We start from the raw sequence: 21,759 nt of genomic DNA, 5'->3' as shown, positions 1-21,759 counted from the left end.
CTCGCTACACCACTATTGTATTATCACTTCGGGCCGTCGGGATATCTCCGGCGGCTTTTCTTATTTTATCCAGATCCGCGTTCAGACGTTGGGTAAATAGCGCAATGTCAAAGCTATGCACGACGATATTGGCACCTTCTTTCATCCACTGGATTTGCCGTTCGGGTTCCAATGAGAAGTGAATGCCGATCGCAAGGCCTTTCGACCGGGTAGTGCGGATAATATATGAAACTGCCGCTTCAAAATCGGGATGGTCATATTGTTCAGGTAACTCGAGGCTTACCGACAAGTCGTGCGGGCCGATAAATACGGCATCCAGGCCCGGTACCGAAAGCAGCTCTTCCAGGTTTTCCATGGCCGGAACACTTTCGATATTGGCAATGCAGATATTCCCCGCATTGTATTTAGCTACATATTCTTGCAGCTTTTCGGGCATCGGTACTGTTCCGCTGAGATAGTTTTGTAACACCTCGCCTTTGAGCGGACGGTATTTTGTAGCGCCTACCAGCTCCATGATTTGCGAAGCCGATTCAAGATAGGGCGCGACAATGCCTTTTGCACCGGCATCGATAGCCTGGCAAGCGAGGAAAGGGTCGGGGCCGGGTATGCGTACGATGGGAGTAATGTCGAGGTTCCTGAACTGCTGGCATAATGTGGCAAGCTCAGTCCTACCTAGCGGTACGTGCTCAGTATCGATAAATACAAAGTCAACCCCGGTTTTTTTTACGGCTGCCGGCCACATAGGTCCGGTAGAGGTAATGCAAGTTCCGTAGACATTGCCACCGTTTTTTAGTTTTTCAAGAAATGTGGATTCCATTGTCTTTCAATTATTGTTTCATAAGCCAGATTTCGGTCACCTGCGAGCCACGCTCGCCTTCGCCGCAAGTCCATTCGAAGGTGACTTTGCTATCGGCTGTGGCGGCTTTGGGGATATTGAATTCAAACGTGGGCTGTTCGCCGGTTTGGATAAAGTCGTGGATCGTCTGGCCATCGTCGGTAGTCATCTTCATACGCGAACGGAAGCGGCCTGTATAGGAAATGCGGATGCGGTAAGTTGCCTGCGGATCGAGGTTATTATAATGGATTCGCAGCGGCTGATCGTAAAGCGTTTTGGCTTGTTTCATCCAGGCCCTTGGTGTGATTTGCCCTTTGAAGCCCGTAGCCTGGATCTCATCCACCCATTCTTCCCCCACTAAACCCACCCCAAAACCAATGCGTGGCGATTGCAAGCTGCCAGGATCTTCTTCCCATGACAAGTTTGGCACTACGCGGTACCAGCTTTCAGGATCGCCGAAATGGTCGTAGAACCCGCCAGGCCCCGGATCGGTACGGTGTAGGGTTTGGTAGAGCTCGCGGAGCATTTCGGCCTCGCTGCCGAGCTTTTCGATTCTTTTAAATTGATCGAGCAGATAAGGTGCGTCGTTGAGCGGCATATTGATAAGATCCATAAAATTGCCTCTGCCCGACATTGCCCCATGTTTTTTCATGGTAAGTTGTGCGCCGATGCTTTTGAATAGTGAATCTGCCAGGTCGTGGCAGTTCTGTTGATAATCGGTCAGAATAGGTTCTTTCCATGCCTTTTCGAGTACCGAAGCAGCCTCACGCATCGCCTTGACCGCACCATTCTTACTGGCCGATACAAGCGCCCGACGAGCCTGCTGTTCCAGTTCGGTTTCATAAATGAGTCGTTGGTGAGTATAGGCATCAAAATAGGCGCGGATCTGGCCCATTTGAAAACGCGGGTTTTGAAGCAGTTTCAAAGGCGCGGTCTTTTCCATCATCTGCCATTGCCTGAGGGTAATATCGATGCCATCATTGGTGATCACTTCCCCGCGCCAATTTTTTTCAAGATCGACGATGGCCTGAGCGGCTGTCTCCCGATATTCTAGCCCAAAGAACAGTCGGCTATAATCCCGTAAGGTTTCCATTACCGGCATTTCGGGGTCCCAGTCCTGGTCACTCCACACAAATTTGTTGACGTCGTCGTTGGTGCCTTCCGAGTAACTTACACTACCGATGCCATATTGATCTAGCGCGTTATGAATGGCCTTTTCATCAAATGGCCTTGGGTTAATACTTTCGCGGCCGAGCGTCATTGCCCAGGTAAGATCCCAGTGCGGCACCGGGTATTGCGCGGCATAATTATGCGTAATGTCGGGATAGTGACGGATGGGGATAGACGCTTTGAGCATTTCACGAATTTTTTGCACCGGAATCTTCACCCAAGGCCCGAACACTACGCCACCAAACCACGGATATTCTTTATTGGCATGATTAAAAAAGGCATCGAACCACTTCTGCGTAGGCCGGAATACCTGGGGCGAAACCCAGATTTTGGCTTTCGGATGGTACTTCTGCAACACTATCGCTTCCTTTTCCAGCCATGCGAAAAGCACATCGGGTTCCAATTCCCCCGGATCGCCGGCCGGTACGAAAACGCCGTCCAATTTGGGCAGGCTGGCAAACACCTGATCGCGCTCGGCCAGTTCTTTGGCGATCGAATCGGGGTGGACATAGTTTTTACCCATATTAGGATACCATATCGAAACATCCAGCCCATAAGATTTGCAGATGCGCGATTGCTCGACGATCATCTGTGGCGCAGGTGTTTTCATGTGCCGACTGGTGGCATCATCGTCGGTTCGTGGTGGGAGTATTTCAATGGTATTGGCCCCGAACAATGCCAGTTCACGAATATACTGGTCGAAAGCGGCAACCGTAAATGCGTCATAGGCATTGGTTTTTGGGCGATAACCCAGCTGATGGCCCCGCATTGGATATCTCGGGCTAGTAGTGACGGCGAGGCGGTCTGAAATAAGCAATTTGCCAGGCGTCATTTCCGCCTTCCGCAACATTCTTCCAACCCCATAGAGAATACCTCGTGCGTCTTTCCCCGTTATGATAACGCTTCGTAAGGCTGGAACAGAAACCAGTTTAAAACCTTCACTTTTAGTATCCGGCAGTGCAGAGACGGCAATGCGGTATTGCTCCGGCAATTTACCCAGTTCGCTTTCCAATGCTATTACAATGACCTGGCCGTTTTTAGGTAGTTTTTTGACAATCGATAAGCTGATCCCCGTTCTTTTTCCCACTTCGTTTTGGAGCACTTCAATGCTTCTCAATAGCACACTTTTGTCGGTAGGACTAAAAATCTGGCTTTTCGAGAGATCAATAGATTGCGGGAATGCTACCCGAACCTGCAAGATCAAGAGTAGCAGAATGGAAAAACGTAGGGGTGTTAGGAAGCGCATGGATGGAACTCAGAGCTTGATGAATATTCGTTTTTTATACAGCAGCCAGGCAGGAATGAAATTGATACACACAAAAAATAATGCATAAAACATGCTGGCCAGGCGCGGATCCATGCCAACCTGCGACAATGCGTTCACAGCATGGTGATTCAACGTGTCGCCGCCGATGGGCACGATGTAAAAAATGAGTGCAAGAATATCAGCCAGCACGTAAGCCGTAATCGCATTTGCTCCGAAAATCACACCCGGTGCAATGCCTTTCGTGTTTCCCCGGATGTCGATCAGGAAATACAAGGCTCCCAATAGCATGGATGCGAAGCCCGAGGTAACGAGTACGAACGAGCTCGTCCACAGGTTCTCGTTGGTCGGAAAGGTCAAATTCCAAAAATAGCCTGATGCTGCTGTGGCAAATCCGGCTGTGAACAGGTAGTTGCTTTTCTCATTCGGGGTGAGCGGAAGGAGCATTAGTCTGCCCGCCAGCATGCCGGTAATCGTCGTGACAATGGATGGAAATGTGCTCAGAATGCCTTCCGGGTCCCAATTCCCCTGCCACATTTTGCCGGGCAAATATTGCTGGTCGAACCACGCGGCGAGGTTGGCGCCCGGTTCCAGCATGACTTTGCCTTGCCCAGGCGTCGGAATATTGGTCATGGCGAGCCAATACAGGACGAGTATGGTAATACCAATGCCGAGTTGCTGTTTCCAGTTAGTATTCAAGAAGAGTATAGCACAAACCAGGAAGACGATTGCTATGCGGTGAAGGGTTCCTGTGTAGCGCAAGTCGGAAAAGTTGAAATCCGGAAGCATATTCAGGAACATGCCTACCGCGAAGATTTTCAGCGAACGAAAGACGATTTTGCGGTACAATCCTCCCTTTGGCGCATTCAGCTGTTTGGAATAGGCTAATGTAATGGATACCCCAACGATGAAAAGGAAAGTGGGTGCAATGAGATCGGTGAATGTCAGCCCATTCCATTTGGTGTGCCGCAACGTCGGGAAGACATAATCCTCATGCCCGGGAAAATTGACCATAATCATGGCTGCAATGGTAAAGCCACGCATTGCATCCAAAGAAAGCAATCTCGACACCGAGCCCGAAGGGTTTTCCATATCAGTCGTTTAAGGGTTAACTACTAAAATAATAAAGGAACAGGCTATTCCTGACGCTTTCTGCACCCTTCACTAGTATATTTTGCGCAATTGTCAGTAATTAGGAAGTTGTATTCTGAACCCGGAAAATCACCGTCCAGCCTTTTTAAACCCTATGAAGAAATTATTCCCGCTTTCACTGATTCTTTTTGCCGTGCTGCTCCTGGCCGGTTGCAATAAATCTGGTAACATTTCCAAAGAGCAAGCTGAGAAAATCGGGGTTTCGTGGAAGCTTGTCAGCAATTTTACTGAACCTGCGGGAACGTTTAAAGCGCAGTTTACGATCCGCAACGGCAGTGATTTTACGCTGGACGGTTCAAACTGGAAGCTATTCTGGAATATGTCGCCGCGGCCGATCCAATCCAACAAAACGCCGCAGCCCGCAGTGATAGAGCATATCAATGGCGACTGGTACCAAATGGTGCCTGCGAAGGATTTTAAGATGCGCCCGCGGGATTCGATGACCATTACCTACACCGGTACCGAGGGAGTGGCCAAGGAAACGGATGCGCCGCTGGGTTTGTATTTTGTGTTTTATGATGATGAGGGCAAGGAAAAGGAAATCGTGCAGGTTGCGGATTATACGATCGAGCCATTTCTCACGAAAGAGCAAATTCTGCGCGGCAAAATGGACCTCAAAGAACTGCCGACGGCCGAAACGCGCTATAAAGCCAATACAGGATTTACCAAGCTAGCCGAGAACCAATTACTGAAAATCATTCCAAGTCCGGTGAAACTGGTTCCAGGCGCAGGCACCTTCACACTTACGGGGAAAACCAATGTGTATTATCAGGATGGGCTTGAAAATGAGGCGAAGTATCTGATCAGTAAGTTGAAGGTATTGACGGGAACTGATTTGCCGATCCAGGCCGGACTGCCTGATAAACCTTCATCTGAGGAAACAGCCATCGTTTTAAAAACAGGTAAGGTGTCCGTCAATGGCATTTCCGGCGAAGCATATCATTTGAATATCGCGCAAAACGGTATTACCATCGAAGGCAGCGATGCGGCGGGTGTTTTCTATGGCGTTCAAAGCCTTTTGCAACTCGCTCCTACCGATTCCTACCAAAAGCCGGTAGCCTCGCTCGGTTTCGCGTTTGTACAGGTGCAGGACGCACCGCGGTTCCAGTTCAGAAGCTTGCATTTGGATGTGGCTCGTAATTTCCAGACTAAGGAGTCGGTGAAACGCATCCTCGATTTGCTTTCGAGCTATAAGGTGAACCATTTACTGTTGTATACAACGGAGGATGAGGGTTGGCGGATCGAGATTGACGGGTTGCCGGAGCTTACGCAGGTAGGCGCGCAACGCCAGCACACATCGGGCATGAATGCGAATGCATTGCATCCGGGCTATGGTTCGGGACCGGTGGCCAATGAAAAAGGCAAGCACGGAAGCGGCTATTACACCAAGGCTGATTTTATTGAAATACTCAAGTATGCACACGAACGGCATATTAAAATTATCCCCGAACTGAACTTCCCTGGCCACGCGCTGGCGGCCATTAAGTCGATGGAAGCGCGGTATGAGCGTTTAATGAAGGAAGGCAAGGAGAAAGAGGCGAACGAATACCGCCTGATCGATCCGGACGACAAGTCGGTTTATATTTCCGCACAAGGTTACAAGAACAATGTAGTGAGTGTTGCGCGGGAATCGACTTACCATTTCTTTGTAAAGGTGGTGGATGAAATCGCGAAACTGTATGAGCAGGCCGGTTTGAAAATGGATACTTTCCATACCGGCGGTGACGAGGTAGCGGATGGCGTATGGACGAAATCGCCGATGGCTGCCAAATTGTTGCAGGAACATCCGGAAATTAAGGGTCCGCGGTATTTGCAGAGTTACTTTTTTGGAAGGCTTCTTCCCATGCTCGAAAAGCGTAATCTGAAAGTGCATGGCTGGGAAGAAGTAGCATTGAACAAAACAGAAACCGGAGCCTATCTGGCCAATCCGGAATTCGTAGGGCACCAGGTATATCCTTATGTTTGGAACAATGTGTACGACGTCGATTTGGGTAACCGTCTGGCCAATGCCGGTTATCAGGTGGTGCTTTGTAATGTGACTAACTTCTATTTCGACATGTCTTACAACAACGATCCGAAAGAACCCGGCTTGTACTGGGGCGGTTTTGTGGACACACGCGACAACTGGGCATTTGCGCCATTCAATATGTTCCGGACCACCGAGGAAACTTCGATGGGCAAGCCGATGAAGCAGGAATTTGTGGGCAAGCAATTAATGAAACCGGAAGCACGCAAAAATGTTTTCGGTATCGAAGCCCAGCTGTGGAGCGAGACGATCAAAGGCCGCGATATGATGGAATATTCGATCCTTCCTAAGCTGCTGGGCTTCTCGGAGAGTGCCTGGGCAGCGGAAAGAAAATGGGAGAATGTGGCCGAGGATGCCGCCAGAAAAGCGATGATGGCCGAAGGCTGGAATATTTTTGCAAACTCAATAGCCCAAAAGCACCTCCCGAGACTAAAGTATATCAACGGGGGCTACAATTACCGCCTGCCACAACCAGGCGCGATCATAGAAAACGGAATGCTGAAAGCGAATGTTGAATTGCCCGGACTGGCGATTAGATACACGACCGACGGTTCCGAGCCTACTGAGCAATCACAACTTTATGAAGCCCCTGTGAAAGTTTCAGGCACTGTTACACTGAAAAGCTTCGATCTTGCCGGAAGATCAAGCCGCAGTAGTGTAGTCGCAGCCCGTTGACCGAACTGATCGTTTAACAACGCGCTTATCACTCAACCCCCTCTCCGTCGATGAACATTGGTGTAGATATCGGCGGCACGAATATTCGTGCCGGCATCGAATCGGGTGGCCATATTACCCGGCAAAATCAGACATTACTGGCCAATAAACATTCGCTGTCGGCAACGCTCGACCAACTGATGGACGTGATCCGTCCGCTGACGGCCTATCCGGTCAAAGGCATCGGAATCGGCGTGCCATCCGTGGTGGACGTGAACAAAGGTATTGTGTATAATGTGATGAATATTCCGTCTTGGGAGGAAGTCGCGCTACGCGACATTGTTGAGAAGGAGTTCAATTTGCCGGTTTCGGTCAATAACGATGTAAACTGTTTCATACTTGGCGAGCATCGGTTCGGGCTGGCCCGTAAGTTCAGGTCGGTGATCGGGATGGCAATCGGGACGGGGCTGGGCTCAGGGATTATTATCGACAACCATTTGTACGCAGGAAAGAACTGCGGGGCAGGGGAGATCGGGATGTTGCCTTACAAAGATTCGGTACTCGAAAACTATGTATGCAACCGTTTTTTCGAAGATTCGCTCGGTATCGACGCTTTTGCGGCACATGAGGCTGCGCTGAAAGGCAGTAAGAAGGCAATCGAAGTTTGGGAAGAATTCGGGGTGCATTTGGGCGCAGTGATCAAAGCGATTATGTACACTTATGATCCGGAGGCTATCGTAATGGGAGGTTCCATTGCAAAGGCAAATCACTTTTTCCAGGATAGCATGCTCGATAGCATCCAGGATTTCGCCTATCCCGAGTCGTTGAAGAAACTGACATTGCTTTTGTCCGAAAACGAAAACATCGCATTGCTGGGTGCCGCAGCCTTGCTTGACGAATGATATAATGGGAATTTAAATATGAATTTATGCAAAGGAACATTTTTATCGTCATTCTGATCTTCCTGATCTTTTTCGTCATTTCTTTCCTGACCAATATCCTCGGTCCGATTATTCCCGACATTGTGAAAAGCTTCGATCTGAGCATCGGGCTTGCCGGCTTTCTGCCGTTCGCATTCTTCGTCGCTTACGGGGTCATGTCAATCCCTGCGGGGCTTATGGTCGAAAAATATGGTGAAAAGGTGATGCTGACCGGAGCATTTTTCCTGGCATTTGGCGGAGCATTGCTATTTGCACTTATCCCCAGTTTCTTCGTGGCGTTGTTTTCGCTATTCGTGATCGGCGTTGGAATGGCTATTTTGCAAGTCGTGATCAACCCATTGCTTCGTGTTTCCGGTGGAGAGGAAAAATTCGCATTCTATTCGGTGCTGGCGCAGCTTTTTTTCGGTGCCGCGTCATTTTTAAGCCCTTTGCTTTATAGTTATTTAGTGTTGAATGTCCATTCGGGGAATCTCCATTCCGGGAATCTCCATTCCGGGAATCTCCATTCCGGAAATCTCCATTCCGGAAATCCTGGTTTTTTAATTGATATACTCAACAAACTGGTACCTGAAAGCCTCAAATGGGTATCGCTCTACTGGGTTTTCGCTGTGATCGCACTGTTAATGGTGGTTGTCATTTCGTTGGTAAGGTTCCCGAAAGTCGAATTGCTGGAAGACGAGCGGATCGATGTTGGGAAGTCGTTTAGTGAACTGGCTAAAAACAGATTGGTATGGCTGTTCTTCCTGGGTATCTTTTGTTATGTAGGCACTGAGCAAGGTATTGCCAACTGGATTTCGCAATTCCTGCAAACTTACCACGAGGTAGATCCTGCGACTGCGGGCGCCTCGGTAATATCCTATTTCTGGGGATTGCTGACAATCGGTTGTTTCCTCGGATTGATCTTGCTTAAAATCTTCGATAGCCGGAAAGTACTGGTACTCTTCACCTGCGGCGGCATCGTGTCTTTATTGATGGCGTTGTTCGGCCCCAAGGAAATGGCGCTAATGGCTTTTCCGATGGCCGGTTTTTTTGCCTCGGTGATGTATTCGGTGATATTTTCATTAGCATTGAATTCAGTTCCAAAACACCACGGGACGTTTTCCGGCATTTTGTGCGCGGGCATTGCGGGCGGGGCAGTTGTGCCATTAATTGTAGGAGGGTTAGGTGAATTGGTGGGCCTGCAATTTGCCATGCTTTTCCTGCTGATCCCGCTGGGTTACATTCTCAGCATTGGTTTGTGGGCCAAACCGCTGGTTAATAATGAAACTGTTTCCAGTGTAAAACAGCTTTTCAAGCTTGGTTGAAGTACTTTCTTCTTTGTCAAACATGCGTAAGATAATCCTCCTCCTCGATTTTGCCGAAGAATACAGCAAAAGCCTGATGAAGGGTATCAATGCGTATTCCAAAGAATTCGGCCCCTGGATTTTCTGCCGCATGCCACTTTTTCATCGCGAAACGATCGGGATCGATGGCATTTTGAAGTGGGCATTGGAATGGGGGGCCGACGGCATTATAGGCCAGTTGTATAATAAGGAGATCGATAAGATCGTTTGGGCAGGGATCCCGGTCATTGCGCAGGATTTTAAGGAACGCTTCGCCGAAATCCCGAACATTACCGGAGCTTACCATGAGGCCGGACAAATGGGTGCCGACTATTTTCTGAAAAAGGGTTTTACCAACTTCGCATTCTACGGTTTCAACGACATCGTGTGGTCACGCGAGCGCGCGGAAGGTTTCGAGGAGCATTTGCGTAAGAAGGGACATAAAGTACATTACTTCGAACATAAAAAAGCCCGTTCGACGGAGCTTTGGTATTACAAACCGAGTTCGCTGAGCCGCTGGCTGAAATCGCTACCCAAGCCGATCGGTCTCATGACGTGCGACGATAACCAGGGCCAGCACATTACGGAGGCGTGTCGACACGTGGGTATACGCATACCCGACGAGGTGGCGGTTTTAGGGGTGGATAATGATGAAATGATCTGTGACCTGTCGGATCCGCCGCTGTCGAGCATCGCATTGGATGTGGAAAAGGGTGGTTATGATGCTGCTAAGCTGTTGGATCATATGATCAAACATGGTACTTCCGAATACAATGACATCGTCGTGAGACCTACGCAGGTCATAACCCGTCACTCTACAGATATTTACGCGACAAACGATGACCATATCGCTTCGTCATTAAAATACATCCACCAGAACATTGACAAAAATCTGCATGTCGATGAAGTAGTGAAACAAGTCCCGCTTTCACGCCGAGCATTGGAAAAGCGTTTTCTGGAAATCACGGGTTATCCTATTTATAAATACATATTTAACCTCCGTATTGAGAAATTCACGCAGAAATTACTCGACACCGATATGTCCGTGTTCGAAATAGCGCTGGATATGGGGCTGGGGGATAGCAAAAATATAGCCCGCCAATTCAGGCAGGTTAAGGGGTGTAGTCCTAGTGCTTATCGAAACAAATATCTGGCTGGGAAATGAAGTTTAGAGTGGAGTTCAGAGTTTAGAGTTCAGAGTTCAGAGTTTAGAGTTTAAGGATTAGAGTTTAAAATTTAAGACTTTGGGCTTTAAACTCTAAACTCTAGACTCTGAACTCTAAACTCTGAACTGTAAACTCTAGACTCTGAACTCAAAACTTTTACCAAATCACCACACGGGCTGAATCAGGCAAGATCATTTTGCTTCCTGCACCGCATGTCCATGCTGCCTGGAACTCTTTCAAATGTGGGAGCGGACCATTGATGCGGTCTTTTGCGGGAGAATGCGGGTCGGTTTGCACCTGATTTCGTAATGCCTCGTCGGTCGTGTTCATGTGCCATACCTGTGCCCAACCGAGGAAGAAACGCTGTTTCCAGTTGAAGCCATCGATCGGTTCCGGCTCTTTGCCATTGAATGATTTTTCCAAGGCATAGTATGCTAATGTCAAACCGCCGAGGTCGGCTACGTTTTCTCCGATGGTCAATGCACCGTTGATCTTGAAGCCCGGCAATGCTTCGATGCCGCTGAAATAGTCGATGTAACGTTTGGTCAGCTTGTCGAAGTTGGCGCGGTCGGCGGTTGTCCACCAGTTTTTGAGGTTGCCCTCATCATCGAATTGTGAGCCCTGGTCGTCGAATCCGTGGGTGAATTCATGCCCGATCACCGCGATGATACCGCCATAGTTGATCGCATCGTCGGCATTACGGTTGTAGAATGGGGGTTGCAAGATACCGGCAGGGAACACCACCTCGTTGTTGAGCGGGTTGTAATAGGCATTTACAGTCTGCGGCGTCATCAACCACTCCTTCTTGTCTACTTCCTTGCCGATTTTCTCAACTTGCTCTTTGTGTTGGAAGAGTGAAGCGGCGATCACGTTCTCAAAAAGCTTGTCGGGTGCGATCTCGATGGACGAATAATCCTTCCATTTATCAGGATACCCAATTTTGTACGTAAATGCTTTCAGTTTTTTGTGCGCTTTGGCCTTGGTCGAATCGCTCATCCAGGTTAGCTTGTCGATGCGCTCGCCATAAACAGTCCGCACGTTCTCGATCATTTCGGACACCTTTTTCTTATCCTCTTCCGGGAAATATTTCTTTACGAACAACTTACCCAGTGGCATGCCCAATAATCCATCGGTAGATCGGATGGCGCGTTCTACACGGCCTTTTTGCTGCTTGGTGCCACGCATCACTGTGGAGAAAAAGCGGAAATCTTCCTGGTCGTATTTTTTAGGCAGGAAACCCGCGAAAGTTGAGAGCAATTGCCATTTGGTATACAATTTCAATGTCGCAATCGGCGTCGATTTCAGAAGCTTGTTCAGGTTTTGCAGATAAGGTTTGTTCTGAACAATCAAGGTGTCTGCCTTCACATCCTGCTTGTCGGCGAATGTCTTCTGATCAAAATCGGGGATCAGCTTTTCGAAATCGGCGAATGCCATTTTGTTGTAGGTCTTCACCGGGTCGCGGAGTTCCACATTGGTCAGTTGGAGTTTCGCTACCTTGGTTTCAAAGTCGAGGACCGTCTTGCCCGGATTGACGTCAGGGAACCCTGCCATCGAGAACATTTTGTCGACATGCTGCACAAACTCGTTGCGAACCTTCACAGTACTGGAATCGGTACGGTCGTAGTAGCTTCTTTCACCCAGGCTAAGTCCGTCCTGGCCCTGGTAAAGGATATTTACCTTACTATTTCTCAAATCACCTTCCACACCGAAACCGGTTACCGATTCTACACCTACCTTCTGCATTTCGCCAGCCACAGCGGCGAGATCTTTCAATGACGCCACTGCATTGATTTTTTCGAGATAGGGTTTCAACGGCGCTAATGCTCGTTTCTCAACGGTAGCCGTATCGAGGAACGAATGGTAATAGTCGGCAATCTGTTGCTCTTCAGAACCCTTTTTCGGGTCCTTAACTTTGGTGATTTCCTCGATAATGCCTCTCAAACGGACCTCCTTGTTCTCCTTGTCGAGAATGCCAAATGCGCCCCAACGGCTTTCGGTGCCCGGGATTGGGTTTTTCTTTTTCCATCCGCCATTGGCATAGCTGTCAAAATCGTCGCAGGCCTTCGCTGTCGAATCGAGTGAGCTGACATCGAAGCCCGGTACCTTGGTGGTGTCGGTCTCTTCCTTTTCTTTTTTACATGCTGCCAGACCGACCACAAGGGCCAAAGCGGCAGCGCGGAATGCGGCTAATTTCATCGTTGACTGGATTTGTTTTTGAAGTATGTAAAGAAACTTAGTGGATTCCGCCCATCCAGCCTTTGATCGGTTTCCAGAACACGAGCAATATGAGGCCGAAGATCGTTGTAATAATGGCCACCTGGCTGAACAGTGCGGGCATTTGCAAGATGTTTTCTTCGTCAAAACCGCCTGCGAAGATCCCCGCAATGAGGTTACCGAGTGAAGCGCCTACAAACCAGATACCCATTAGTTGGCTGACATAGCGTTTCGGGGCTAGTTTGGTATAAGAGCTTAAACCAACAGGGCTTACGCACAACTCGCCGATGGTATGCAGGAAGTAAGTAAAGGTGAGGAAAAACGGCGAAGCAAGCTCGCCTTTAACAGCAATGTTGGAAGCCGCCACCATTACGAAGAAGCTTAGACCAAGCAATATCAAACCCATAGCAAACTTGACCGGAATAGACGGGTTGCGGTTTCTTGACGAAAGCGATATCCACAAACTTGCGAGTACCGGCGCAAAAATCAATACGAAAGTAGGCTGGAAATTTTGGAACCAGCTGGATGGTACTTCCCAGCCGCCAACCATTCTTTGGGTGTGGCGCTCTGCAAAGATCTGCAATGAAGTGCCGGCCTGCTCATAACCCGCCCAGAATAGTGCGATGGCGAGGAAAAGGATGATCAGCACGCCGACGCGGTATTTCTCCACAGTTGTAAGCCCGCCTGCGACGAGTATAAACAGGAAGTAGGCAGCGGAAATTGATACGATAATGACACCTGCGCCCTGTGCGAGGCCTTGCGCGGTGGTCATGTCGATAGTGCCCGAGGATTGAAGAACGATCAGGAACACGACCAGCAATGCAATTAATCCGTAACCGAGCATTTTGCTCTTGCCCGATTGCGATGCGGTAACTTCTTCACCCACCTCTTTCCCGGCAGGTACATCGCCGAGGCCTTTCAGGTGTTTGGCGCTGCCAAACCGGAATACGATCAAACCTAAGAGCATTCCCACAGCTGCGGCCCCGAAGCCCATATGCCAATTGACTTTTTCACCGAGGTAACCCACGATAGCAATGCCGAGGAAGGAACCGAGGTTGATGCCCATATAAAAGATGGAAAATGCTGCATCACGACGTGCACCGCCTTCGGGATAGAGTTCGCCAACAATAGAGCTGATGTTGGGTTTAAGAAGTCCGGTACCGACGGCGACGGTGCTTAGCCCCAGAAAGAAGATGACGGAGCCGCCTGGAATTGCCAGGATAATGTGTCCTAGCATAATAACGATGCCCCCATACCAGATGGCTTTTTTCTGACCGAGAATATTATCCGCCAGCCAACCGCCAGGCAAAGTAAGCAGGTATACCGAAGCAGTATAAAGGCCGTAAATAGCGGTCCCTTCGGCCGCACTCATTCCCATTCCTCCCCTGATATTATCAAGCAGAAAAAGCAGAAGAATAGCCCGCATGCCATAGTAGCTGAAACGTTCCCACATTTCGGCAAAGAACAAGACATACAGCCCTTTGGGATGTTTTTGGGAAATCTGTGAAGACATAGAAGAGAAGTGTTTTATTTGGTTTTTGGGGTTGTAAACAATATGTTTTGGTCGTGCAAGATAGGAATTATAGGAAAAATTTAATCACTTGGCAAAATAAAAGCGGTAGCAGTGCCGAACACTGCTACCGCTTTGAAGACACGGTTTACGAAATGCGTTACTTGACCGAAAATGATCCTTCGCCTACTGAAAAGCCTTCCGCGTAAAGCTCTATGGTGTACTTGCCGGATGTGAATGGCGCGTCGCGGTCATACAGGATGCTAACATCCTGGTTATTGTTGGAATACGCCACTTCCTTACTAATAGTATACCCCTGTTCCTGTCCGTTGTACTGGAAAACACCGGAGCCGGTTTTGCTATCGGATATGGTAGCGCCGCTTGGGTCGATGATACGCATATAGATCGTCTTGTTGTCGCTCAATGTAAGAGGGTTCTTCTCAAGAATAAAGTCTACCCTTACCTTATCCACTCTTTTGGATTTGACATTTTCGCCCTCACGCACTTTCCCTTTGGAAGAAACTGCATATACTTTCACGTTACGCGCACGCAACGCCGCAGCCATCGTGACTTTTGATTCCAGTTCTGTATTTTTCTCGACAACGCCGCTCAACGAGTCACGAACAACCTGGCGGCTGGTTTGTAACTCGGTTTTTTCCTGGGCTAATGTTTCGTTTTGGCTGATCAGCTGCTGGTTTTCTTCACGAAGCTGTGCAATCTCGGTGTCCTTTTTGGTGAGAAAATCCTCATATTCCTTGATTTTCCGACCCATTGTCATGTTGCCTTTACGCAATGCGGCACGATCGTTTTCGAGCGAGGCTTTCACTTTTTGCAATTCGGCAACATCGCCACCAAGGCCCTGTACTTCGAGGATGCGCGCGTCGAGCTGTTTAGAAATGGAGTCGAGTTTGATTTCGGAGGCTGCCAGTTCACTTACCCTTGCTGTCAGGTCAGTTTCCTGTTTTTGTGTGATGTTGTGTTCCTTATAATAAAGGTATCCGAACACGGCTGCGACAATGGTCATTAGGATCAATCCGATCACCAGACCGGTGTTACTTTTCCTTTCCATAAATAGTTGTTTAGGTTTTGGTGATATAGTTTATGGATTATGTTCAAAAAAGCGTGCCATGCTATACGCAGTATCCTTGGGACAAAAAGCAGAAATGGGCGGAAGCTTCCGCCCCCGCCCATCACTTAATCTCATATCTGGCATACTAATAATCCCCCCCGGCACCACCGCCGCCAAAACTGCCACCACCAAATCCACCAAATCCACCGCCATCGCCTCCTCCGAAGCCACCACCCCAATTTCCGGAGCTGCTGCCACGGCCTGAATGCGTGGTGTAGGGAAAGAATATTGGTGGAATGCCGCTATCGCGATAGCCTCTGTTGCCTCCGCCGCCACCTCGATTGCGGAACATAATGATGAGAATTACTACAAATACAACAAGGACGATCAGCAGGGGAGAAAAGCCTTTACCATCTCCATTGTCTTCCTTGGGATCGGCCTTGTATTCGCCGGTGGCATATTTAAATATCGTATCCACGCCGTCGCTGAGGCCCTGGTAGAACTGCCCAGCTTTGAATTGGGGCGTAATAACCTGCGAGACGATGCGCTTGGCAATAGCATCCGGGATGGCACCTTCAAGGCCGTAACCTGTGGCAATGAACACTTTTCGTTCGTTGGGTGCCCAGAGCAATACTATACCGTTGTTTTTACCCTTTTGTCCAACACCCCACGTGGTACCAAGTTTGAATGCATAGTCGGCAATGGGGTAATCTCCCAATGTGGGCACTGTGACGACCACGATTTGGGAGGATGTCGAGTCGTTGTACGCGACCAGCTTTTGTTCCAGCATGGCCCGCTCGTTGGGGTTGAGCTGGTTAGCCAGGTCGTTGACAAGCTTCGGCGGATCGGGACGGGGCGGAATGTCCTGCGCCTGCACACCAGCCAAGGCCGCAACGGTAAGCAGTATAGAAATGATGAATTGCTTCATAGGGTTAATGACCAAACGAAATATCGTCCGGAAGTTCGTTGATGTCGCCGGACTGGTAAGGGAAATGGGTCTTCAATTGTACGCCCGCCTCGATGATCCCACGACGGAGTCCTTCCTTGAATTCGCCGACTTTGAAATGGCTGAGAAGCAAATCCTTCGTGCTGTTCCAGAAATCGGCAGGCACTTTTTCGTTGATACCTTTGTCGCCGAGCACTGCAAACTTATGGTCTTCGTGAGCGAGATAGAATAGTACCCCGTTGCGTTCGGCTGTCTGATGCAGATTAAGAAAAAGAAAGATCTCCTTGGCCCGTTCCATAACATCGGGTGATGGGCATTTCGGCTCTATATGCACTTTCACTTCCCCGGAAGTTTGCTTTTCCGCTTCCTGAATTGCTTCAATAATATATTGCTGCTCTTCTTCGGTGAAAAATTGGGGTTCGGTTGCCATTGGCCGGGTTGCTTCTAAATGAGTGATAAAATGTTTGCGCCGGACTTGATAAGGAGCCCGGCGCAGATTTTAGAATTGTACGGTAGGCGCTTTGTCCGAGCCGGGAGCAGCCGTGAAGTAGCCTTTCTGCGCGAATCCGAAGACCCCGGCGAAGAGATTGGTCGGGAATGTGCGGACTTCCTGGTTGTAGTCTTTTACAACTGTATTGAACTTACCGCGTTCAACCGAAATGCGGTTTTCAGTGCCTTCGAGCTGAGCCTGTAATTCAAGGAAGTTTTGGTTGGCTTTCAAATTAGGATATTGTTCGACCGAAACGAGCAGGCGGGACAATGAACCACTTAGCTGATCCTGGGCTGCTTGGAATTTGGCGATATTTTCAGGGGTAAGCTGATCTGCACTGATGGTAGTTTGTGTTGCTTTGCTGCGCGCTTCAATTACGGCAGTCAATGTGCTTTTCTCAAAATCCGCGGCGCCTTTCACAGTATTCACCAGGTTCGGGATCAGATCCGCACGGCGTTGATATTGACTTTCTACACCTGCCCATGATTCTTTTACAACCTCATCTTTTTGCACGAGGCCATTATATTTACCGCAGCCAACGAATCCGAGAATCAGAACTACGACGATAACTGCAATGAGTCCTTTTGACATTTTGATATTCCGTTTAGAGTTATTGGATGTGGTTCAAAGTTGACCAAAGCTAGCAAAATCTTTAAGAAAAACTACATAGCCGGTTCCCTGAGCCATTATGGTCTTATTTGCACAGGATAGTGGGTTTTGAAGTGAAAACCAAGTAACTTAATCTTCCCCCACACCCGCTATGTTGTTCCAGCGGCACCAGTTGACCGACGCTTCATAGTCCATCAGGAGGCTTTCGAAATACATGGCACCCCAGGTCCAATTGATATCCAGATCATCGACTAGGTATCGGGCAGCAGTTTCCCGCTCCGCAGCAGTAATGAAGCCAGTTGCATCCAATTTATGAATAATGGCATTCACGGATTCGTCAGGAGTTTGTCCATGGATCCATTTTTCAAAAGTAGCATGGTTGTTAGCCCAGCGCCGGTCGAAATGGTGTTTAACGCCGCTCGGCTTAAACATCCGTGGGCCGTATCGTAATAGCGTCCAATGAAAAAACTCCCGTTTCAAAAGGTTGCTAATGATCGCGTCCTCACTTGCGGCGTGAGACTGGGCAACTTTGACGCCGCGATAAATGTAAGATGCCGAAATACAGCCCAGCGACAGCCAGTCGGATAGCCGTGTATCTGTAAGCGGTTCTTGAGACGGGTAGGGAATGCCCTGTTTGACAAAATTTTCTATGTAATGTTTCAATACAGAAAGTGCCCGTGTTTCCCCGCCCGCCAAATCGACAGGTAATGTCGACGGGCTTTCCTTCGGGTCGATTCCCAGTTCGGCCAGTCCGGGAAGAACGCCTGCTTCGTAGCCGGCAGGCAATACGATCTTTTCCGGCGTAGGAAATTGATCCTTAATTTTAAAGTCGTTAATCAGCCGCTGTGCAAACTCGGCAAAGCCGGAAGGTAGTTTGGAAACCGGAAAGGGCAGATCGAATGCATTGATCATCGTGTCCATCCAGAACAGTTTGATATCCACGTTTGCAATTTTGAGGTTTTTGCTCAACGAGGATTCGATGCGGGTTTCCTGCGGCGCGATTTCCTTGCTTGTGTAAACATAGTCTGCATTGTAGTCTTCAGCGAGTTGAGAGACGATGCTTTCGGGCGTGCCGGTACGTATGAGCAGGTCGCCCCCTTTTTGCCGGATATTCTGGCGAAGTTCCGCGACGGATTCGATCAGGAAATGGGCGCGTAATGCACTCGTTCTACGGAAGCCAAGTTTTGTTTTTTCAAATTGACGGGGATCAAAAACATATATTGGAATGATTTCATCGGCGGAGCCAACGGCAGAAAAAAGTGCCTGGTTATCCTTCAACCTTAAATCATTCCTGAACCAATAGACAATGCGTCGGGCCATTAATACAAACTGATAATTAAATTACTTGTTGGGATATATTATAAATGCAATTATACAAAAAATGACCCGGTCTGGAAGATCCGATCTGGAAGGCCCGGTCAGCATGGCTAGGGCCGGATATGAAAAGCCCGCTGCGAAATCGATCGGTTCGCAGCGGGCCTTCTTATGGTTTGGCAAAATCAGTAACTCAGGATCGTGAATTCCGTACGACGGTTGCGTTGGTGCTCTTCCTCGGTTTTCGCATTCGGAATGATGAGCTCTCTCTCACCATAGCCCTTGGCTATCATTCGGTCGGCGTCGATGCCTTTGGTGTTCAGGTAAGCAACTGCGGATTCGGCCCGGTTTTGCGAAAGTGTCATGTTATAGGCGTCGGTTGCGCGCGCATCCGTGTGTGAACTAAGCTCGATGGTCATAGTCGGGTTGTCTTTCAGGATCTGTACCAGTTTATCCAATTCGACTGCCGCATCGGGGCGGATATTGTATTTATTCAAGTCGTAATAAATGTTTTCCAGAACAAATGTTTTATTCAGTTCCAGCTTGTCGAGCTTGATGGTCACATTAAATGTCGTATCCGTTAATTCCTTGGTCAGAAATATCGGCGGAATATTGCGGCCCGACATCGTGAATGGCTCGCGCTTGCTGATATAGCCTTTCCGTTGTACAAGCAATTGATAAGATTTGCCTTCTTCAACCGGCTGTTTCCCAAACTTACCTTCTTTTCCAGTCGGGAATTCCGCGATTTGCGTATCCGAAGTATCAGGCAGGATATGCACCACTGCTGAATCGACTGGTGTAGGGGTTTCACCATTTTCAACCACATTCCCTGCAAGGAAGTAGCGGACTACTTTTGGCTTTCCATTAACGTAGTTCGGATTGTTTGGGTTAAGAGGGTCGTTGGGGTCGGTATGCTTGGCGACTTTCGTCGTGTCTTCTTCTTCGGGACCGGCGAAGTAGTAAATGTCATCATCTCCTTTGCCACCATCCCGGTTGGATGCGAAAAAACCTTTGTTTAGGTTTTGATAAAATACCAGCCCGAAATCGTCTTGTGGGCTGTTAAACGGTAGGCCCATATTTTCTATTGTGATTACCCCCTGGGTTCTGGTAGCTGAGAAAAGGTCCAATTTCCCAAGACCCGGATGACCATCGGAAGAGAAATAAAGTTTTCCGCCTTCGGCCACGTAAGGGAACATATCGTCACCAGCGGTATTAATATCCCTACCCATGTTTACCGGGCGGCTGAACCGACCGGAAGCATCCATGTTGGTACGGTAAATATCGATACCTCCTACACCTCCAGCGCGGTTGGATGCGAAGTAGAGTGTTTTGCCGTCACGGGAGAATGCAGGCGATCCGTCCCAGGCGAGGGAGTCGTTGACTGGAAGTGGGGCAGGAGGTGTCCATTGGCCATTGATATTGCGGCTCATATAAAGGTCGACATCCGATGAGATGTCTTTTTTCTTGCCCGTGTTGCTTCTCGCGAAAACAAGTGTTTTCCCATCAGGGGAGAATGTGGGTGAGGCGTCGTGCGCGTCTTCCGCAAAAATTTTGGGACTGAACACCACCGCATTGCCCTGAGTATTGCCTGGGTCGGAGGCGATATTCATCTTATAAAGCCCCAGCATTTGTTGGCCGTTATTGGTATAAATTTTCTCCTTTTTAGAAGCAGAAAATACAAGCTCACTGCCCAGGACAGTCGGTGCGAACTCGGACCCGGCGGTATTCAATGGCAAATCTTTCAGCTCGACCTCCATTTTCGTTGTCTTCAAACGGTCGGCGATGCGGATAATTTCAACTTCGCGTAATGCTCTCTCCTGCAAGCCCTGAGGTACATTCTGGGTTTTTGCAAATTCAGAAAACTGCGCTGACGCATCGGCATAGTCGCCGGCGGTTTTTAATGCATAGGCATATTGAAAACGGGCATCGGGATTGGTAATGCCGCCGTCAAGCGCTTGTTTATAATATGGGATAGATTCCTTAAAGCGATTGGAGAGCCGATAGGACTCTGCGATCAGGTAGCTTGTTTGCACTGGCTCATAGTTGGCTTCGGCGGCTTTCTGAAAACCCTTGATAGCCAGATCATATTCTCCGTTCGCAAATTTCTTCTGGCCGTCTTTATAAGCCTGCATCGCCGAATTGCAGCCGGACAAGTATAAACAGAGGGCAAAACAAACTAGGAGAGTAAAGTAACTCCGGAAAAGTTTCATAATGTAAAGTATAAAATCAAACGATTCGACGCGCACTTGGGTTTCTGAAAAACAATACTAATAAACAACGTTTGGAAATAAAATTCGGGATACCATATAGGAAGAATTTTATTCGAAAAATGAGCATTTCACGATTTTTTGGTGCATTTGCTTACTCAGACCTGCCGTTTACTCAAAGAGCAACGGTTACTTCCGGATTATTTTCTGACAACCTTCTGACCACTTCCCGACAATACCCGACCGGGAATGGTGGGGAAGGAATAAAAAAAGTTGCTAACGGTTTGTAAATCAAGTATAGATTATTACTTTTGCAGTCCGATTTTTCGGGAAAAGTGTTTATATAACAAACGATCGGTTAGGTAACCGAATCAAAATCAAATTGTTAAATGCCTACTATTTCACAATTAGTCCGTAAAGGTAGAGAGACCATTACATGGAAATCCAAGTCTCCGGCTTTGGATTCATGCCCTCAGCGCAGGGGCGTGTGCACCCGGGTGTACACAACTACGCCTAAGAAGCCAAACTCGGCGCTTCGTAAAGTAGCGCGTGTTCGTCTTTCGAACAACAAAGAGGTGAATGCCTACATCCCAGGTGAAGGCCACAACCTGCAAGAGCACTCGATCGTATTGATCCGCGGTGGTCGTGTGAAGGATTTACCAGGTGTTCGTTACCACATTATCCGTGGTGCATTGGATACCGCCGGTGTTAACGGTCGTAAGCAACGTCGTTCGAAATATGGTGCGAAGCGTCCAAAACCAGGACAAGCTCCGGCAGCACCAGTAAAAGGTAAGAAAAAATAAAAAGTAACTCTCTCTGCTTTTATTAAGTAATTCAATCTGATAAAAGGGAAGTAATCCTGGCATTTAC

The 21,759-nt window shown here is 48.5% G+C and carries 16 protein-coding genes; 5 read left to right on the top strand and 11 right to left on the bottom strand.

From position 1 onward, the window contains the following. Positions 1-4 precede the first annotated feature (4 nt). Genes LZD49_RS16470 through LZD49_RS16460 form a run of 3 tightly spaced genes read right to left on the bottom strand, consistent with a single transcriptional unit; the run spans position 5 to position 4,361 of the window. Complete coding sequence (locus LZD49_RS16470) at positions 5-817, bottom strand: HpcH/HpaI aldolase/citrate lyase family protein (RefSeq protein ID WP_234668659.1); 813 nt, start codon at positions 815-817, stop codon at positions 5-7. Positions 818-827: 10 nt separating this feature from the next. Further along, entirely contained in the window at positions 828-3,251 is a 2,424-nt protein-coding gene (locus LZD49_RS16465; protein ID WP_234668658.1) for a hypothetical protein, read from the bottom strand. 9 nt (positions 3,252-3,260) lie between these two features. After that, entirely contained in the window at positions 3,261-4,361 is a 1,101-nt protein-coding gene (locus LZD49_RS16460; RefSeq protein WP_234668657.1) for an acyltransferase family protein, read from the bottom strand. A 154-nt stretch (positions 4,362-4,515) separates the two neighbouring features. Between LZD49_RS16460 and LZD49_RS16455 the strand changes: the two genes are divergently transcribed. From LZD49_RS16455 to LZD49_RS16440, 4 genes are read left to right on the top strand one after another with little or no spacing between them, the layout of a single operon-like run. After that, entirely contained in the window at positions 4,516-7,122 is a 2,607-nt protein-coding gene (locus LZD49_RS16455) for a family 20 glycosylhydrolase (protein ID WP_234668656.1), read from the top strand. Between the two features lie 50 nt (positions 7,123-7,172). After that, positions 7,173-8,003, top strand: a complete 831-nt coding sequence (locus tag LZD49_RS16450; protein ID WP_234668655.1) for an ROK family protein — start codon at positions 7,173-7,175, stop codon at positions 8,001-8,003. 26 nt (positions 8,004-8,029) lie between these two features. Then, complete coding sequence (locus tag LZD49_RS16445; RefSeq protein WP_234668654.1) at positions 8,030-9,346, top strand: sugar MFS transporter; 1,317 nt, start codon at positions 8,030-8,032, stop codon at positions 9,344-9,346. A 22-nt stretch (positions 9,347-9,368) separates the two neighbouring features. Beyond that, positions 9,369-10,529: a DNA-binding transcriptional regulator gene (locus tag LZD49_RS16440; RefSeq protein ID WP_234668653.1), complete on the top strand. Its 1,161-nt coding sequence runs from the start codon at positions 9,369-9,371 to the stop codon at positions 10,527-10,529. Positions 10,530-10,686: 157 nt separating this feature from the next. On the opposite strand, the gene LZD49_RS16435 is transcribed toward LZD49_RS16440, so the two are convergent. From LZD49_RS16435 to LZD49_RS16400, 8 genes are all read right to left on the bottom strand, one after another. After that, on the bottom strand, positions 10,687-12,726 hold the full coding sequence (locus LZD49_RS16435; protein WP_234668652.1) for a M13 family metallopeptidase: 2,040 nt from the start codon (positions 12,724-12,726) through the stop codon (positions 10,687-10,689). A gap of 37 nt (positions 12,727-12,763) precedes the next feature. Next, positions 12,764-14,257, bottom strand: coding sequence for a peptide MFS transporter (locus LZD49_RS16430; RefSeq protein WP_234668651.1), 1,494 nt, complete (start codon positions 14,255-14,257; stop codon positions 12,764-12,766). Positions 14,258-14,414: 157 nt separating this feature from the next. After that, on the bottom strand, positions 14,415-15,323 hold the full coding sequence (locus LZD49_RS16425; protein WP_234668650.1) for a hypothetical protein: 909 nt from the start codon (positions 15,321-15,323) through the stop codon (positions 14,415-14,417). 145 nt (positions 15,324-15,468) lie between these two features. Next, on the bottom strand, positions 15,469-16,251 hold the full coding sequence (locus LZD49_RS16420; protein ID WP_234668649.1) for a YgcG family protein: 783 nt from the start codon (positions 16,249-16,251) through the stop codon (positions 15,469-15,471). A gap of 4 nt (positions 16,252-16,255) precedes the next feature. Next, complete coding sequence (locus tag LZD49_RS16415) at positions 16,256-16,699, bottom strand: TPM domain-containing protein (protein ID WP_234668648.1); 444 nt, start codon at positions 16,697-16,699, stop codon at positions 16,256-16,258. Positions 16,700-16,768: 69 nt separating this feature from the next. Beyond that, positions 16,769-17,350, bottom strand: coding sequence for a LemA family protein (locus LZD49_RS16410; RefSeq protein ID WP_019941730.1), 582 nt, complete (start codon positions 17,348-17,350; stop codon positions 16,769-16,771). Positions 17,351-17,497: 147 nt separating this feature from the next. Beyond that, on the bottom strand, positions 17,498-18,688 hold the full coding sequence (locus LZD49_RS16405; RefSeq protein WP_234668647.1) for a deoxyribodipyrimidine photo-lyase: 1,191 nt from the start codon (positions 18,686-18,688) through the stop codon (positions 17,498-17,500). 179 nt (positions 18,689-18,867) lie between these two features. Next, entirely contained in the window at positions 18,868-20,814 is a 1,947-nt protein-coding gene (locus LZD49_RS16400) for an OmpA family protein (RefSeq protein ID WP_234668813.1), read from the bottom strand. 464 nt (positions 20,815-21,278) lie between these two features. Here LZD49_RS16400 and rpsL point away from each other — a divergent pair, with 464 nt between their 5' ends. Continuing rightward, the gene (gene rpsL, locus LZD49_RS16395) at positions 21,279-21,692 is read left to right on the top strand and encodes a 30S ribosomal protein S12 (protein WP_026350530.1); all 414 of its coding nucleotides are present in this window, start codon (positions 21,279-21,281) and stop codon (positions 21,690-21,692) included. The last annotated feature ends 67 nt before the right edge of the window (positions 21,693-21,759 follow it).

It is taken from the genome of Dyadobacter sp. CY261, assembly GCF_021440085.1.
GTDB lineage: Bacteria > Bacteroidota > Bacteroidia > Cytophagales > Spirosomataceae > Dyadobacter.
Note: the sequence above shows the minus strand (reverse complement) of the source record. Positions and strands in the feature narration are given on the sequence as shown.

What these genes read in the sequence shown, in the direction of transcription:
- LZD49_RS16470 (WP_234668659.1), bottom strand. Translation starts at nt 817, where the DNA reads ATGGAATCCACATTTCTTGAAAAACTAAAAAACGGTGGCAATGTCTAC.
- LZD49_RS16465 (WP_234668658.1), bottom strand. Translation starts at nt 3,251, where the DNA reads ATGCGCTTCCTAACACCCCTACGTTTTTCCATTCTGCTACTCTTGATC.
- LZD49_RS16460 (WP_234668657.1), bottom strand. Translation starts at nt 4,361, where the DNA reads ATGGAAAACCCTTCGGGCTCGGTGTCGAGATTGCTTTCTTTGGATGCA.
- LZD49_RS16455 (WP_234668656.1), top strand. Translation starts at nt 4,516, where the DNA reads ATGAAGAAATTATTCCCGCTTTCACTGATTCTTTTTGCCGTGCTGCTC.
- LZD49_RS16450 (WP_234668655.1), top strand. Translation starts at nt 7,173, where the DNA reads ATGAACATTGGTGTAGATATCGGCGGCACGAATATTCGTGCCGGCATC.
- LZD49_RS16445 (WP_234668654.1), top strand. Translation starts at nt 8,030, where the DNA reads ATGCAAAGGAACATTTTTATCGTCATTCTGATCTTCCTGATCTTTTTC.
- LZD49_RS16440 (WP_234668653.1), top strand. Translation starts at nt 9,369, where the DNA reads ATGCGTAAGATAATCCTCCTCCTCGATTTTGCCGAAGAATACAGCAAA.
- LZD49_RS16435 (WP_234668652.1), bottom strand. Translation starts at nt 12,726, where the DNA reads ATGAAATTAGCCGCATTCCGCGCTGCCGCTTTGGCCCTTGTGGTCGGT.
- LZD49_RS16430 (WP_234668651.1), bottom strand. Translation starts at nt 14,257, where the DNA reads ATGTCTTCACAGATTTCCCAAAAACATCCCAAAGGGCTGTATGTCTTG.
- LZD49_RS16425 (WP_234668650.1), bottom strand. Translation starts at nt 15,323, where the DNA reads ATGGAAAGGAAAAGTAACACCGGTCTGGTGATCGGATTGATCCTAATG.
- LZD49_RS16420 (WP_234668649.1), bottom strand. Translation starts at nt 16,251, where the DNA reads ATGAAGCAATTCATCATTTCTATACTGCTTACCGTTGCGGCCTTGGCT.
- LZD49_RS16415 (WP_234668648.1), bottom strand. Translation starts at nt 16,699, where the DNA reads ATGGCAACCGAACCCCAATTTTTCACCGAAGAAGAGCAGCAATATATT.
- LZD49_RS16410 (WP_019941730.1), bottom strand. Translation starts at nt 17,350, where the DNA reads ATGTCAAAAGGACTCATTGCAGTTATCGTCGTAGTTCTGATTCTCGGA.
- LZD49_RS16405 (WP_234668647.1), bottom strand. Translation starts at nt 18,688, where the DNA reads ATGGCCCGACGCATTGTCTATTGGTTCAGGAATGATTTAAGGTTGAAG.
- LZD49_RS16400 (WP_234668813.1), bottom strand. Translation starts at nt 20,814, where the DNA reads ATGCAGGCTTATAAAGACGGCCAGAAGAAATTTGCGAACGGAGAATAT.
- rpsL (WP_026350530.1), top strand. Translation starts at nt 21,279, where the DNA reads ATGCCTACTATTTCACAATTAGTCCGTAAAGGTAGAGAGACCATTACA.